Annotated in this window: 15 protein-coding genes; 8 read left to right on the plus strand and 7 right to left on the minus strand. The window is 60.6% G+C overall.

The annotated features are described in order from the left end of the window. The first annotated feature begins 244 nt into the window (after positions 1–244). A complete protein-coding gene (locus tag BPHYT_RS35485; protein WP_041759934.1) occupies positions 245–1,591 on the plus strand; it encodes a DUF1214 domain-containing protein in 1,347 nt (448 codons plus the stop codon). A 299-nt stretch (positions 1,592–1,890) separates the two neighbouring features. On the opposite strand, the gene BPHYT_RS35490 is transcribed toward BPHYT_RS35485, so the two are convergent. After that, complete coding sequence (locus tag BPHYT_RS35490; protein WP_012428952.1) at positions 1,891–2,448, minus strand: glycine zipper domain-containing protein; 558 nt, start codon at positions 2,446–2,448, stop codon at positions 1,891–1,893. A 349-nt stretch (positions 2,449–2,797) separates the two neighbouring features. Here BPHYT_RS35490 and BPHYT_RS35495 point away from each other — a divergent pair, with 349 nt between their 5' ends. Together BPHYT_RS35495 and BPHYT_RS35500 are read left to right on the plus strand one after the other, a co-directional pair. After that, positions 2,798–3,169 (plus strand): nucleotide pyrophosphohydrolase, encoded by a 372-nt coding sequence (locus BPHYT_RS35495; protein ID WP_012428953.1) that lies wholly within the window; start codon positions 2,798–2,800, stop codon positions 3,167–3,169. Positions 3,170–3,219: 50 nt separating this feature from the next. Then, entirely contained in the window at positions 3,220–4,656 is a 1,437-nt protein-coding gene (locus BPHYT_RS35500) for an MFS transporter (protein ID WP_012428954.1), read from the plus strand. Between the two features lie 82 nt (positions 4,657–4,738). Here BPHYT_RS35500 and BPHYT_RS35505 read toward each other — a convergent pair whose 3' ends face one another. The 3 genes from BPHYT_RS35505 to BPHYT_RS35515 all read right to left on the minus strand — a co-directional run bounded on the left by BPHYT_RS35505 (position 4,739) and on the right by BPHYT_RS35515 (position 7,207). Next, positions 4,739–5,509, minus strand: a complete 771-nt coding sequence (locus tag BPHYT_RS35505) for an SDR family oxidoreductase (protein ID WP_012428955.1) — start codon at positions 5,507–5,509, stop codon at positions 4,739–4,741. A gap of 55 nt (positions 5,510–5,564) precedes the next feature. Further along, positions 5,565–6,419 (minus strand): alpha/beta fold hydrolase, encoded by an 855-nt coding sequence (locus BPHYT_RS35510; protein WP_012428956.1) that lies wholly within the window; start codon positions 6,417–6,419, stop codon positions 5,565–5,567. A gap of 92 nt (positions 6,420–6,511) precedes the next feature. Next, positions 6,512–7,207, minus strand: coding sequence for an alpha/beta fold hydrolase (locus tag BPHYT_RS35515; RefSeq protein WP_012428957.1), 696 nt, complete (start codon positions 7,205–7,207; stop codon positions 6,512–6,514). Between the two features lie 173 nt (positions 7,208–7,380). On the opposite strand from BPHYT_RS35515, the gene BPHYT_RS35520 reads away from it, so the two are divergent. Both BPHYT_RS35520 and BPHYT_RS35525 read left to right on the plus strand, forming a co-directional pair. Beyond that, positions 7,381–8,013 (plus strand): CGNR zinc finger domain-containing protein, encoded by a 633-nt coding sequence (locus BPHYT_RS35520; protein ID WP_012428958.1) that lies wholly within the window; start codon positions 7,381–7,383, stop codon positions 8,011–8,013. A gap of 186 nt (positions 8,014–8,199) precedes the next feature. Then, entirely contained in the window at positions 8,200–8,655 is a 456-nt protein-coding gene (locus tag BPHYT_RS35525) for a hypothetical protein (RefSeq protein ID WP_012428959.1), read from the plus strand. A gap of 22 nt (positions 8,656–8,677) precedes the next feature. Here BPHYT_RS35525 and arsC read toward each other — a convergent pair whose 3' ends face one another. The 3 genes from arsC to BPHYT_RS35540 are packed head-to-tail and all read right to left on the minus strand — an operon-like array spanning position 8,678 to position 10,505. Beyond that, the gene (gene arsC / locus BPHYT_RS35530) at positions 8,678–9,100 is read right to left on the minus strand and encodes an arsenate reductase (glutaredoxin) (protein WP_012428960.1); all 423 of its coding nucleotides are present in this window, start codon (positions 9,098–9,100) and stop codon (positions 8,678–8,680) included. After that, positions 9,097–10,182 (minus strand): ACR3 family arsenite efflux transporter, encoded by a 1,086-nt coding sequence (gene arsB, locus BPHYT_RS35535; RefSeq protein WP_012428961.1) that lies wholly within the window; start codon positions 10,180–10,182, stop codon positions 9,097–9,099. The genes arsC and arsB overlap by 4 nt, the downstream gene beginning before the upstream one ends. Continuing rightward, positions 10,179–10,505 carry an ArsR/SmtB family transcription factor gene (locus BPHYT_RS35540; protein ID WP_012428962.1) on the minus strand — a complete coding sequence of 109 codons (327 nt, stop codon included), beginning with the start codon at positions 10,503–10,505 and terminating at the stop codon, positions 10,179–10,181. The genes arsB and BPHYT_RS35540 overlap by 4 nt, the downstream gene beginning before the upstream one ends. 228 nt (positions 10,506–10,733) lie before the next feature. Here BPHYT_RS35540 and nthA point away from each other — a divergent pair, with 228 nt between their 5' ends. From nthA to BPHYT_RS35555, 3 genes are read left to right on the plus strand one after another with little or no spacing between them, the layout of a single operon-like run. Beyond that, on the plus strand, positions 10,734–11,408 hold the full coding sequence (gene nthA, locus BPHYT_RS35545) for a nitrile hydratase subunit alpha (RefSeq protein WP_012428963.1): 675 nt from the start codon (positions 10,734–10,736) through the stop codon (positions 11,406–11,408). After that, the gene (gene nthB / locus BPHYT_RS35550) at positions 11,405–12,076 is read left to right on the plus strand and encodes a nitrile hydratase subunit beta (RefSeq protein ID WP_012428964.1); all 672 of its coding nucleotides are present in this window, start codon (positions 11,405–11,407) and stop codon (positions 12,074–12,076) included. Before nthA ends, nthB begins: the two co-directional genes overlap by 4 nt. After that, positions 12,069–12,437, plus strand: a complete 369-nt coding sequence (locus tag BPHYT_RS35555) for a nitrile hydratase accessory protein (protein ID WP_012428965.1) — start codon at positions 12,069–12,071, stop codon at positions 12,435–12,437. Before nthB ends, BPHYT_RS35555 begins: the two co-directional genes overlap by 8 nt. Positions 12,438–12,520 lie beyond the last annotated feature (83 nt).

A 12,520-nucleotide genomic window follows, 5' to 3' on the forward strand; every position in this document is an offset into this window, starting at 1 on the left:
AGTTTAGATGTCAAGTAAATGTGGGTGTGCGGAGGTGGTGGGTGCGGCTGTGGAAACTTTTTCCCGCAACGTGCCCGAGTCGAAATTTACCGCGGCGCTATGGTCATTCAAGTTCCATAGCCAATATTCATTGTTAGCGAACTGTATTTACATTATTCATATCTAACAGCGGACCCTCGCATCCCGCTACGACTGGCCGAGAGTCAGTCGCGATGCATCCATGCAGCAAAGGAAAATCCGTCTCGTGAAACGACTCCTCACCCTCGTTCTCGCTATAGCGGCACTCACTGTATTTCCCGTCTCGGCAATCGCCCAGCAAAACAGCGAGTCGCCGGCCGTTAAGGCCAACACGATCTCCGATGAGGACATCAGTCAGTCCTATCTCTACCTGCTCAGCCGGCTGCTGGTCGCGCGCCAGGAGCAACTCGACTTTAAGGAGGGCTTCCGATGGAACGAGCTGGTCCACCGTAAGCCCGGCGCGGTGGACTGGCCCAATCCCAATCTGGATGTCGCGTACTCCGAAGCGTGGGTGGCTGTCGATGAGACTAGCTGCACTATCGTAAGCGTGCCGCAGATCAAGGGCCGCTACTTCACCGTGCAGTTCTTGAATGGTTGGGGTGAAACCCTGGCCAACATTAACGAGCGTCTGTTTCCGCAAAAGCCATACGGCGACTTTGCGGTGTGCCTGCGTGGAGCCAACGTGTCGCTCCCGGAAGGAGCCCGCCGCATCGACCTGCCGGTCAAGTCCGCACGGATGTTGGCGCGCGTGGCGCTGGGCACTGACAGGGATGGTGCAGTCGCGCTGCAGCACGAATTCAGATTGGCAGCGACCGGTTCTCCAAAGCTGCCCGTCATTCCGAAAGCTTTGATGTTCGAGCCGGAGAAACTTCCGGGCGTCGAGGCTTTTGATTCAGCAAGGACGGCGCTCGACAGCGAGCCCGATCTGAACCCCGGTTTCCAGTCGATGCAGCAGTTGACCCGTCGCGTGGCCGAAGCGGCAACTCAACCCGCCGAGCGAGCGCGCATTGATCGCGTCGTGCGCACGCGCGCCATGGAGGAGTTCGGCAAGGCGGGCGCGATCATCGGGCACGGCACGATACACGATGGCTGGGCGCGCCCGGATGTGGTCGGTGAGTACGGACTCGACTATCTCGCTCGAACCTTGGTCAACTATGGCGGCATCTGGGCAAACATCAAGCCGGAGGTGCTCTATTACCGCTGTTCCATCGATGCAAACGGCGCACCGTTGAGCGGCGATCACGTCTACAAACTGACCTTCCCGAAAGACGCGTTGCCGACGCGCTTTGCCCGATATTTCTGGTCGGTTATCGCGGTCGACGACAAGCGGTTCCGCGTGCTGAATAACCCGCAACAGAAATATCTGCTCAACGACGCGCAGGGTCTGACGTACGGTGCGGATGGCTCGCTGACCCTGTATTTTGCGGCGGAAAAACCAGCGGATGCGCCAGCGGGCAACTGGCTGCCGACGCCGCGCGGTACGCAATACCGCCTGACGTTCCGGTACTACGGTCCACTTGACGGCGTGGCCAATGGCACGTACTACCCGCCCCCAATGACGAGAGTCCAGTAAGCAGAAGTATCAGCGCTTAACATCGCAGCGCGTAGGAGGCCGATCACCTGGTTGGATCAGGTGTCCAGGAACGGGTGCACCAAAGCACGCGCAATGGTGCCTTCGTGAGTCGGCCACGCTTTAAAGCCGCATAGCTAGAAAAGTCTAATCCACGACATGTCGGGCTGCCTGATGAATATCGGAGAAAAGACAGGCGCATTCGGAACCGCGTGACGGGCCGGGCAAGCTGCGATGAAGCCGGCTCTCGTACATGGCCGTATCTTCACGCGCCAGAGTGACAAGCCCGTGAGCAGGGACAGTCAGTAAGACCAGTAGCCAAAGCGTTGCGGGTAACCGTAGACGACGGGAGCCGGTGCATACGCGACGGGAGGCGGAGCGTAGACAGGCTCCGTGGTATAGACGGCCGGCTGGGAAATGCTGTTGCCCTTCGAGGCCATACATTGTGCGTAGGCGGCGTTGTAGCGCGCCTGCAGACTGGCCGAAGTGGCTTGCGCGCCGTTTGCACCCACGGCACTCCCGAGCAGCAGGCCTGCGCCCGCACCGATCGCCGCGCCGACGCCGGCGTTGCCTGCCGCGGCGCCGAGCAGCGCGCCAGCGGCCGCTCCGCCCACGGTGCCAATTGCGCTGCTGCCGACGCCTTCGGATATTGCGCTGTGCGCCGGTGCAGCGGCATCGTCCGAGCGGAACGCGTAGTCCCGGCATGCGTAGTCTTCCTGCTGGAATACGCTTATCGGTTTGCCGCCTGGCGGCAATGCAACCACGGACGGGCCGGTCGGCGGCATGACGGCGCAGCCGGTGAGCGCAACGGCGATCAAGCATGCGGGCAAGGCTATGCGTGTGGTTCTTAAGAGCTTCATGATGTCACGTCCCCTGATTCGATGACGCCATTTTGAACGCGCATAATTAGCCATGAATTAGCGTGACATGCTAACCGCCGTTAAGACACTCGTGCCACCAGCTTGCCGACTGCCAGATTGCCTCCGGGCAACTGGACCGGCTCTCGAGTCCGGGCGTGAGATCGAATCCATTGGTTCCAACGTGTTGGGAACGCCCAAGGCTGACAAGATGAAAATAAGCGTGACGATGGAGTGAAACGACCGCGGCATAGCCTCGGCGGTGTTGCGTATCATGATTGGCGAAGACCGGCCCCTGCCAGTATGCTATCGGCCTCAATAATCGGATCCACGCAAGCACCACGGGAGCAACGTGAAAAAGACTGAGTTGCGAAACGACCTTCTGGAATTACGCGAACTCATTCGCAAGTTTGTCAGCGAGCGCGACTGGGACAAATTCCATACTCCGAAGAATCTGGCAACGGCGCTCAGTGTCGAGGCAAGTGAGCTGCTCGAGCCTTTTCAATGGCTGGTTTCGGGCGACAAAAGCGAACTCGACGAAGCGAAGGAAACCGCTATCCGGCACGAAATGGCCGATGTTCTGGTGTACCTCGTTCGCCTCGCCGACAAGATGGATGTCGACCTGTTTCAGGCCGTGCTGGAAAAGATGGCGCTTAATCGGCAAAAATATCCCGCCGACAAAGTCCGCGGCGACTCACGAAAGTACTCCGAATACAAAGACTAACGCAGCGATTCTTTCCCGCAGCCTCGCCCGCATTTCAGGAGTGTCAGCCGATGTCGGCTTCGTCATCCGCCAGCGCACACGCCGGCGCGTCCTCGCTGATTACCTCGCTGGTCGCTGCCGCGCTGTTCATGGAAAACCTCGACGGCTCGATTATCGCAACCGCGCTGCCGCAAATGGCGCATTCGTTTCATGTCACGCCCGTCGAACTGAGCGTCGGCATCACCTCGTATCTGTTGACGCTCGCGGTATTCATCCCGATCAGCGGCTGGATTGCCGACTGGGCCGGCGTGCGCACGGTGTTCACCGCGGCGCTTGCAATCTTCACCGTCGCATCGGTGCTGTGCGGATTGACCGACAACCTCGTCGAATTCACCGGCGCGCGGATTTTGCAAGGTATCGGCGGCGCGATGATGGTGCCGGTCGGGCGCCTTGCCGTATTGCGCGCCACGCCCAAAGAAGGCCTGATGCGTGCGGTCTCCATCATCACGTGGCCCGGGTTGGTCGCACCCGTTCTCGGACCGCCGCTCGGCGGCTTCATTACGACGTACTCGTCGTGGCGCTGGATCTTCTATCTGAACGTGCCGCTCGGACTCGCGGGCGTGGTGTTGGCGTGGCGCTTCATCAGCGCGGAACGCGACACGGATCGTCGTCCGTTCGACATGCTGGGTTTTGTGCTGACGGGCGTCGCGGGCACCTCGGTGATGTACGCGATGGAGGCAATCGGCCGTGTGGACTCCTCGTGGCGTATTGCGCTGGTATTTCTCGCAATCGGTCTCGCGGCTTGCGCGGGAGCGTGGTTTCATCTGCGACGCTGCACGCACCCGATGGTCGATCTGTCGGCGTTCCGGATCAAGACGTTCATGGTGGCGATCGGCGGCGGCTCGCTGTTCCGGATTGCGATCGGCTCGGTGCCGTTTCTACTGCCGCTGATGTTTCAGGTCGGCTTCGGCATGAATCCGTTTCAGTCGGGCTTGCTGACGCTTGGCGTATTCGCCGGCAATCTGTCGACGAAGCTCGTCACGACGCGGATCTTGCGGCGCTTCGGCTTTCGCTCCGTGCTTCTCTACAACGGCGCGTTCGCCGCGGTGACGCTGGCGAGCATGAGTCTGCTCACGGCCTCCACGCCATATGGATGGATCCTCTTCGCGCTATTCGTCAGCGGCGTCGCGCGGTCGTTGCAATTCACGGCGATCAATACGCTCGGTTTCGCGGATGTGCCGAAGCAGCAGATGAGCGGCGCGTCGACCTTATCGAGCACCTTGGGTCAGATGACAATGGGCATGGGCGTCGCGGCCGGCGCAATCGCATTACGGATCGCCGCATGGTGGCATGGACACGATGGGCAAACATTGGCGCCGGCTGATTTCACCATCGCGTTTCTGGTCATGGCGGCATTGAGCGTGATCGCGGTAGTCGATGTTATTTCGTTGTCGCCCGACGCCGGCGCGCACGTCAGCGGACATCGGCCAGCGGGCGAGAAGTCGTGATGATGCGGGCGGACCACACACCCAACGTTGTACGTCTTGCCTGGAAATAGAGCCGCGACACGCGAGCATCGCGGCCCGCGTCTCAAATCGACTTCACTTCTCCACCGTCCATCCGCAAGCTCGATCCCGTCATCCAGCGCGCCTCGGGCGACACGACGAACGCCATCAATTCGGCAATCTCCTCCGGCGTGCCGTAACGCGTGATACCGGCTTCAACGGGAAACTTCGCTGTCGCTTCTTCGACGGACATGTTGTGCAGCGGAGCCCAATGCACCAGGTACGAGCGTCGCCGGCCGGTCATCACAGGCCCCGGCAGCACGCTGTTGACCTGCACGCCATCGGCAATGCCGCGATCCGAGAACGCTTTCGCGAGCGCCACGATCGCCGCGTTGATCGTGCCTACCGCGGCATAGGGCGCCTTGGGAAACAGCGCGGAATTCCCCGACATCAGCACGACCGATCCTGAGCTCTCCTTCAGTGCCGGCCACGCCGCGATCGTCAGTCGACGCGCGCCGTGCAGCTTGAGCGCGAGACCGTGGTCCCATTGCTCATCGGTCATCTCCAGTACATCGATTTGCGGCACCGCGCCGGCAATGTTGAGCAAGGCGTCGATCCGCCCGAACGTCGCCAGCGTTCGCTCGACGACTTGTTGCGCGGCGTCAGGTCGGGCGAGATCGGCGTCGATAACGAGCGTCTCCGCGCCGGCCTTCTTCACCTCAACGGCGGTCTCTTCAAGGTTCGCGCGGTTGCGGGCCACAAGCACGATCGAATCAAAATCCCGCGCCAGTCTGACGGCCGTCGAACGGCCGATACCCTGGCTTGCGCCCGTCACGATGGCGACTTTGCTGGGCATGTTGCTTCTCCTGATTGAATGATTGAATGAAGGGCGTTCCCTCGCTTGAGATAGGTCAGTGGTCGAGGAAGTCCGAAATGGCCGCGGCGATTTCCGTGGCGTGCGTCTCCAGCGCGAAGTGGCCGGTATCGAAGAAACGCACCACGGCGCCGGGAACGTCGCGCCTGAATGCTTCGGCGCCCGCGGGCAGAAAGAAGGGATCGTTTTTTCCCCACACGGCAAGCAGCGGCGGCTGATGCGTGCGGAAGTATTGCTGGAATGCCGGGTACAGCGCGACGTTGCTTTGATAGTCGCGGAACAGATCGAGTTGTACCTCATGCGCACCCGGCCGGCTTAGATAGAAGTCGTCGAGCGAGTAACCGTCAGGCGAGACGGACGCCGTATCGGATACACCGTGCGTGTACTGCCAGACGGTCGTCTCGTGCGTCAGCAGAGCGCGAAGCGCATCACGATTCGACGGCGAAGCGTCTTGCCAATAGGCACGGATAGGATTCCAGCCTTCGCTCAATCCTTCTTCGTAGGCGTTGCCGTTCTGCGAAATGATCGCGGTGATCCGCTCGGGATGTCGGATCGCGAGACGGAAACCGGTCGGCGCGCCGTAGTCGAATACGTAGACCGCAAAACGGTCGAAACCGATCGCCTCGGTGAAACGCTCGATAACGTTGGCGATATTGTCGAACGTGTACGCAAAATCGTCACGGTTTGGCATGTCTGACTGGCCGAAGCCGGGCAGATCCGGCGCGACGATATGAAAACGGTCGGCGAGCTTCGGAATCAGGTCGCGAAACATATGGCTCGAACTCGGAAAGCCGTGCAGGAGCAGCAGCTTTGGCGCGCCCTTGCGCCCGGCTTCGCGATAGAACACCTTGAAGCCGTCGACGTCGGCGTGACGATAAGCGATTGAAGTCATGATTTTTCTCCTGAAGGGAGCAGAGTTGAACGGGTGACGACGCGCGACGTGTGATGTTGGTATCGCAACTCGCGCGGAACTCGCGGATAACCTTAACGAGCGGAGACTGCCTGGACCGCTTCGGCAACGACATGCGTGACGGCGTCCGGCGCGGTCACGATCGGCGTGTGGTCGGCCTGATACGACCGCACATGCGCATTCATGCGAACTGCCATGAAATGCTGCGTTTCAGGGTTGATCATCAGGTCCTGTTCGGCGATCAGGAACCAGCTTGGACGGTCTTTCCACAGCGGGCGCCCGACTGCTTCGCCGATACACGACACGGAAATCGGACGCTGCACCGCGGCGAGCACCGCCAACGCTTGTGGAGTTGCATGTTGCGCGAACGCTTGGGCGAATGCCTCTTGCGGCAGCCATATCAATCCGTGTCGATCCGGCGCGAGTGTCGGCGCCAGCGGATTCATTTCGCCGCGGTAAAACACGTCGCCGACCGTCTCGCCTTCATCGGGTGCCAGCGCGGCGACGTAGACCAATGCCCTAATTTTTTCGGACCGGCTCGAAGCGATCACAGCGCCGGCATACGCATGACCGGCGAGCACCACCGGGCCTTCGATCCGCTCAAGCGTCCGGTCGAGCGCGGCCACGTCTTCACTCAGCGACGTAAGCGGCAGCGGAACCGCAACGGCATCGATCCCCTGTTTCTTCAGACCGTCGATCACCTTGCTCCAGCTCGATCCGTCCGCCCATGCGCCGTGCACTAGCACCGCGCTCACATTGCCAGAAGACATGTCCCGCTCCTTTAAAGATAGCGAATGCTGCTTGCGAAATGCAGCCGGATTCGCTTTTTCTTTGTAACCTATTTGAAGTTGTTTTAAAGGTTACTTATTCAGGGTGTAACTTGTCAAGTGGATTTTTAGCGGTTACGATACTGTCATCGTCATTGCAGATTGATTACAAGAAAATGGACTACCGCCAAATTCCCGCGATATTCATAGCCGACGCGCCGGGCCTCGATTTTCTGAACTCGATCGCGACGCCGGTGGACGAACAGGTCGACTGGATCAGCGATGGAGGCGGATTGCTGGACTGGCTTGAGCAAGCTGAAATGGTCCCGCGTGCAGCGCTTGCGGCACTGCGGTCGCAGTCCACGCCGGCCGAACTCGACGCCGTTGCGGCGCAGGCTCGCGCGCTGCGCGAGTGGTTCAGGGTGTTTGCGCGGAAGAGAAAGGGGCGGCCGTTGACCGCGAGAGATTTGCGTGAACTCGCGCCGCTGAATCAACTGCTCGAGCGCGACGACCGATATGGAGAAATCGTCGCCGCTGCGACGGGCGAAGTGCCGCCCTTTGAATTCCGGGCGAACCGGCGCTGGAAGTCGCCGGAGTCATTGCTGATGCCGATCGCCGAAGCGCTGGCGAACCTCGTGTGCGACGAGGACTTCACGCACGTGAAGGCCTGCGAGGGGCCGCGCTGTACGTTGATGTTCGCGGATCACACGCGGGGTCACGCGCGCCGCTGGTGCAGCATGGCAATTTGCGGGAATCGCGCGAAGGTGGCCGCTCACCGGAAGCGGGTCAAGGAACAGCAAGGCGAGTGAGTAACGCGGTTCGCGATTCGGCGTTGTATTTGTCGAAACCTGGCGGACGAACAAATCATCACTACGCCGCGGCTACTTGGCGAAAGTGAGAAGCGGCAATCATGGGCGCATGCCGTTCGAGCGAATCCGCGAACGCTTCCGGCGCGCAGCTATAATCGCGCTCGAACATGGCCAGGGAAATTACTCGTGAAAAAGACCGCCGTATTTGCGCTCGTTGCGCTCGTATTGACCGCTTGCTCGTCTGCCGAAAAGCAGGAGCAGCAAGAGCAGAAGTTCCTCCACAACGAAACCAATCTTGCCGCCGCTCAACGCAATGCGGCGGTCGACTGCCAACCGGCGAACTGCGACGCCGCCTGGGCGCTGACGAAACGCTATATCGAGCAGCATTCCGATACGGCCGTGACGCGCGCGGACGCGGTGGCAATCGACACCGACGTGCCGAGTGGTTCAGGCAAGGTGGCGTTTTCGGCGACTCGCGCGGCAAAGGGTTCGGGCGCGACCTTGACGCTCTTTGCGCAGTGCCGCGGTATGTATGGGCCGGACAATGCAAAGGGTTCGGACTACGATGAGTGCGCCGAGAAGATCCTCAAGACCCAGAACGGCTATGTGGCGTTTCTCAGGTCACACGCGTCGGGTCAGTAACGGCGGGACTGTCACTCCAGCATCAACGTACCCTGCGCCCCGCACTATCGATCACCTGTTCGCCGTCCTCTTTTGCAAACGCGCGTTGTTGCCCGGCGGGCAGGATGTCGAGCACGATTTCGGAAGGTCTGCATAAGCGCACACCGAGCGGCGTGACGACAATCGGACGATTGACGAGGATTGGATGGGTAAGCATCGCGTCGAGCAATTGCTCATCGCTGAGCGAGAGATCGGCGAGACCGAGTTCGTCATAGGGCGTGCCTTTTTCGCGTAGCACGTCTCGCACGGTAAGGCCCGCGCGTTCGATCAGGTTCTTCAGCGTGTCCCGATCCGGCGGGCTCTTCAGATACTCGATGATCTCCGGCTCGATGCCGGCATTGCGAATCATCGCCAACGTGTTGCGCGAAGTGCCGCAATCCGGATTGTGATAGATCGTGACGCTCATACACGTTGTCCTTTCACGCTGTGTTTCGTCTCGTACCAGTGCTGCGAACGATTGACGACGCCGACCACCAGCAGCATCACCGGCACTTCGATCAGCACGCCGACAACGGTGGCCAGCGCGGCGCCGGAGTGGAATCCGAACAGACTGATCGCCGTGGCGACCGCCAGTTCGAAGAAATTGCTCGCGCCGATCAGACTCGACGGACCCGCCACACAATGCGCAACGCCGAGCCGGCGATTCAACAGATACGCAAGTCCCGAGTTGAAAAACACCTGAATCAGAATCGGCACCGCGAGCATGGCGATGACCAGCGGTTCGTCGACAATGGCTTGTCCCTGAAAGGCAAACAGCAACACCAGCGTGGCGAGCAGCGCGCCGATCGAGTAGGGGCCGAGATGGGCGACGACCTGCTGGAAATAGGCGTCGCCCCTGGTCAGAAGACGCCGCCGCAGTAACTGGGCGAGGATGACCGGAACGACGATGTAGAGACCGACTGATGTGATCAGCGTGTCCCATGGCACCGTGATGGCTGATAGACCCAGCAAAAGCGCGACCAGCGGCGCGAAGGCCACGATCATGATGGAGTCGTTCAACGCCACTTGTGAGAGCGTGAAATACGGGTCGCCTTTGCAGAGCTGCGACCAGACGAACACCATGGCCGTGCAGGGTGCCGCGGCCAGCAGAATGAGGCCTGCGATATAGCTGTCGAGTTGAGCGGCGGGAAGCCACGGCGCAAAGACATGCCGGATAAAAATCCAGCCGAGCAGCGCCATCGAAAACGGCTTGACGAGCCAGTTCACGAACAAGGTGACGCCAATGCCGCGCCACTGGCTTTTCACCTGCGTCATGGCGGTGAAATCGATCTTGATCAGCATCGGAATGATCATCACCCAGATCAGCATGCCGACCGGAAGATTGACCTGCGCCACTTCCATACGGCCGATCGCCTGGAACGGCAGAGGCAGCCACTGTCCAAGTGCGACGCCGCACACGATGCACAGCGCGACCCACACGGTCAGGTAACGCTCGAAGAACCCAATCGCGGACGGCGCGCCGCGAATCGTCTTGACAGTACTGGTCATTTTTCCCAGCAGCCCGGATGATCCGTGGCGGCGCACGTCGCGCCGGCACAGCAGTTTTCCGTGAGGAAGCCGATCAGATCCGTCATGGAATCGAAATTCGCCGAATAGATGACGAAGCGGCCGTCTTGCCGCGGCGTCACCAATTCAGCATGCGTCAGGTCTTTGAGATGAAAGGACAGGCTGGACGGCGAGAGTCCGAGCTGTTGCGCGATTTCACCGGCCGCCACGCCGTCTTTTCCGGCGACAACGAGCAGGCGGAAAATCGCCAGGCGAGATTCATGAGCGAGTGCGCCAAGCGCGCGTACCACGAGGTTCGAGTTCATGACCGAACGATACGCCCTTCGCTTTTATATTTCAAGTATTGTTGAAATGACGGCGGGAGCTTCGCGGTTGAAGCGGATCACATGAATGGCGCTTTCTATTGGAATTTCGCGGGCGCCGATCGGTTTTATCCTCGCAGGATGCCCCTGCAATGCACGCTCGACCTAGCCGAGATTGCATTTGCGCTCCGTGCGAACCATACTTGTTTTCTCCTTTATTGCTCGCGGTGAATGGCGATGAACGGTAACGACTCCGATGGCGACCCCCACGCGCACCCGCACACCCACACGCACGACCATCACGGTAGTGCTTTGTCGGAAATGGATCTGCGTGTTCGTGCTCTGGAGTCGCTGCTGGTCGAAAAAGGGTATGTCGATCCGCAGGCGCTGGACGCACTCGTCGAAACCTATGAGCACAAAGTCGGGCCGCGCAACGGTGCCCGTGTGATTGCAAAGGCGTGGCGTGATCCAGAGTACAAGCAATGGCTGCTCGACGACGCCACCGCGGCAATCGCATCACTCGGCTACACGGGGCGGCAGGGCGAGCACATGATCGTGCTGGAGAACACACCCGCGACGCACAACATGGTGGTCTGCACATTGTGCTCGTGCTACCCGTGGCCTGTGCTCGGACTGCCACCGGTGTGGTACAAATCGGCGCCTTACCGCTCGCGTGCTGTTATCGATCCCCGTGGTGTACTGAAGGAATTCGGCTTCGAATTACCGGTGGACGTCGAGTTTCGTGTGTGGGATTCCACCGCTGAAGTTCGATATCTCGTGTTGCCTATGCAGCCGCCAGGAACTGACGGCTTCTCCGAAGAGGCGCTGGCCGAACTGGTCACGCGTGATTCGATGATCGGCACGGGATTGCCGAAGACTCCTGACTCGACACGGGGGACACCATGAACGGCGCGCAGGACCTTGGCGGCATGCAGTCGTTCGGGCCGATAAATCCGGACAACGACGTCTCGCCGTTTCACGCCGACTGGGAGCGCAGGGTGCACGCGACCACGATCGCGATGGGCGCAACCGGCAAGTGGAACATCGACATGTCGCGTGCGGCGCGGGAGAGTTTGCCGCCGGCGCAATATCTATCCAGCAGCTACTACCGGATCTGGTTCGAGGGTTTGAAGACACTCATCCTGAGCACGGGTCTCGCCACGGCCGACGAAATCGAGTCAGGCGAGTCGAGGACACAAGCGGCGCCTATTCCGCGCGTGTTGATGGCCAAAGACGTATCGGCGGCGCTGTTCAGGGGCAGTCCGGTCGATCGGCCCGCAGGCGCGGAAGCGAAGTTTGCCATCGGCGATTGGGTGCGGGCCCGGGAAATGAATCCTTCCTCGCACACGCGTTTGCCGCGTTATTGTCGCGGCAAACGCGGGCACATTGTTGCCGTGCATGGCGCGCACGTTTTTCCCGACGCCAACGCGCTCGGCCTGGGCGAGCAGCCGCAATGGCTCTACACGGTGCGCTTCGACGGTGCGGAGCTATGGGGAGGTGATACGACTGCGGCGTCGGTGTGCGTCGACTGTTGGGAACCCTATCTCGAACCACCGTCTGCCCACGATGACTGACGCTCAAACGAAACTGCCCGAACTGCGCGCTGCGTTGCCGGCACTGCCGTGCGACGACACAGGGCCGGTTTTCAACGCACCGTGGGAAGCGCAGGCGTTTGCGATGACGCTGGCGTTGCACGAGCGCGGCATGTTCACCTGGGGCGAGTGGGCTGCGTTCCTAAACGAGGCAATTCGCGACGCGCAGGCCGCCGGAGACGCGGACCACGGCGACACTTACTACGCGCATTGGCTGACAGCACTGGAGCGCATCAGCACGATCAAGGGACTCGTGACCGACGACTCGCTTCTCCGTCGCCGCGGCGCGTGGGACGCGGCGGCGCGCCGCACGCCGCATGGACAGCCTATCGAACTCGGGTAGGGGGCGCTTGATTGGCAATCCGCATGTTTCGACTTGAGAAGCGGATTGCCCGCCTCTAACGTTTTTCGCGGATTTTGAGGAGA

It is taken from the genome of Paraburkholderia phytofirmans PsJN (genome assembly GCF_000020125.1).
In the GTDB taxonomy this organism is placed as follows: Bacteria; Pseudomonadota; Gammaproteobacteria; order Burkholderiales; family Burkholderiaceae; genus Paraburkholderia; species Paraburkholderia phytofirmans.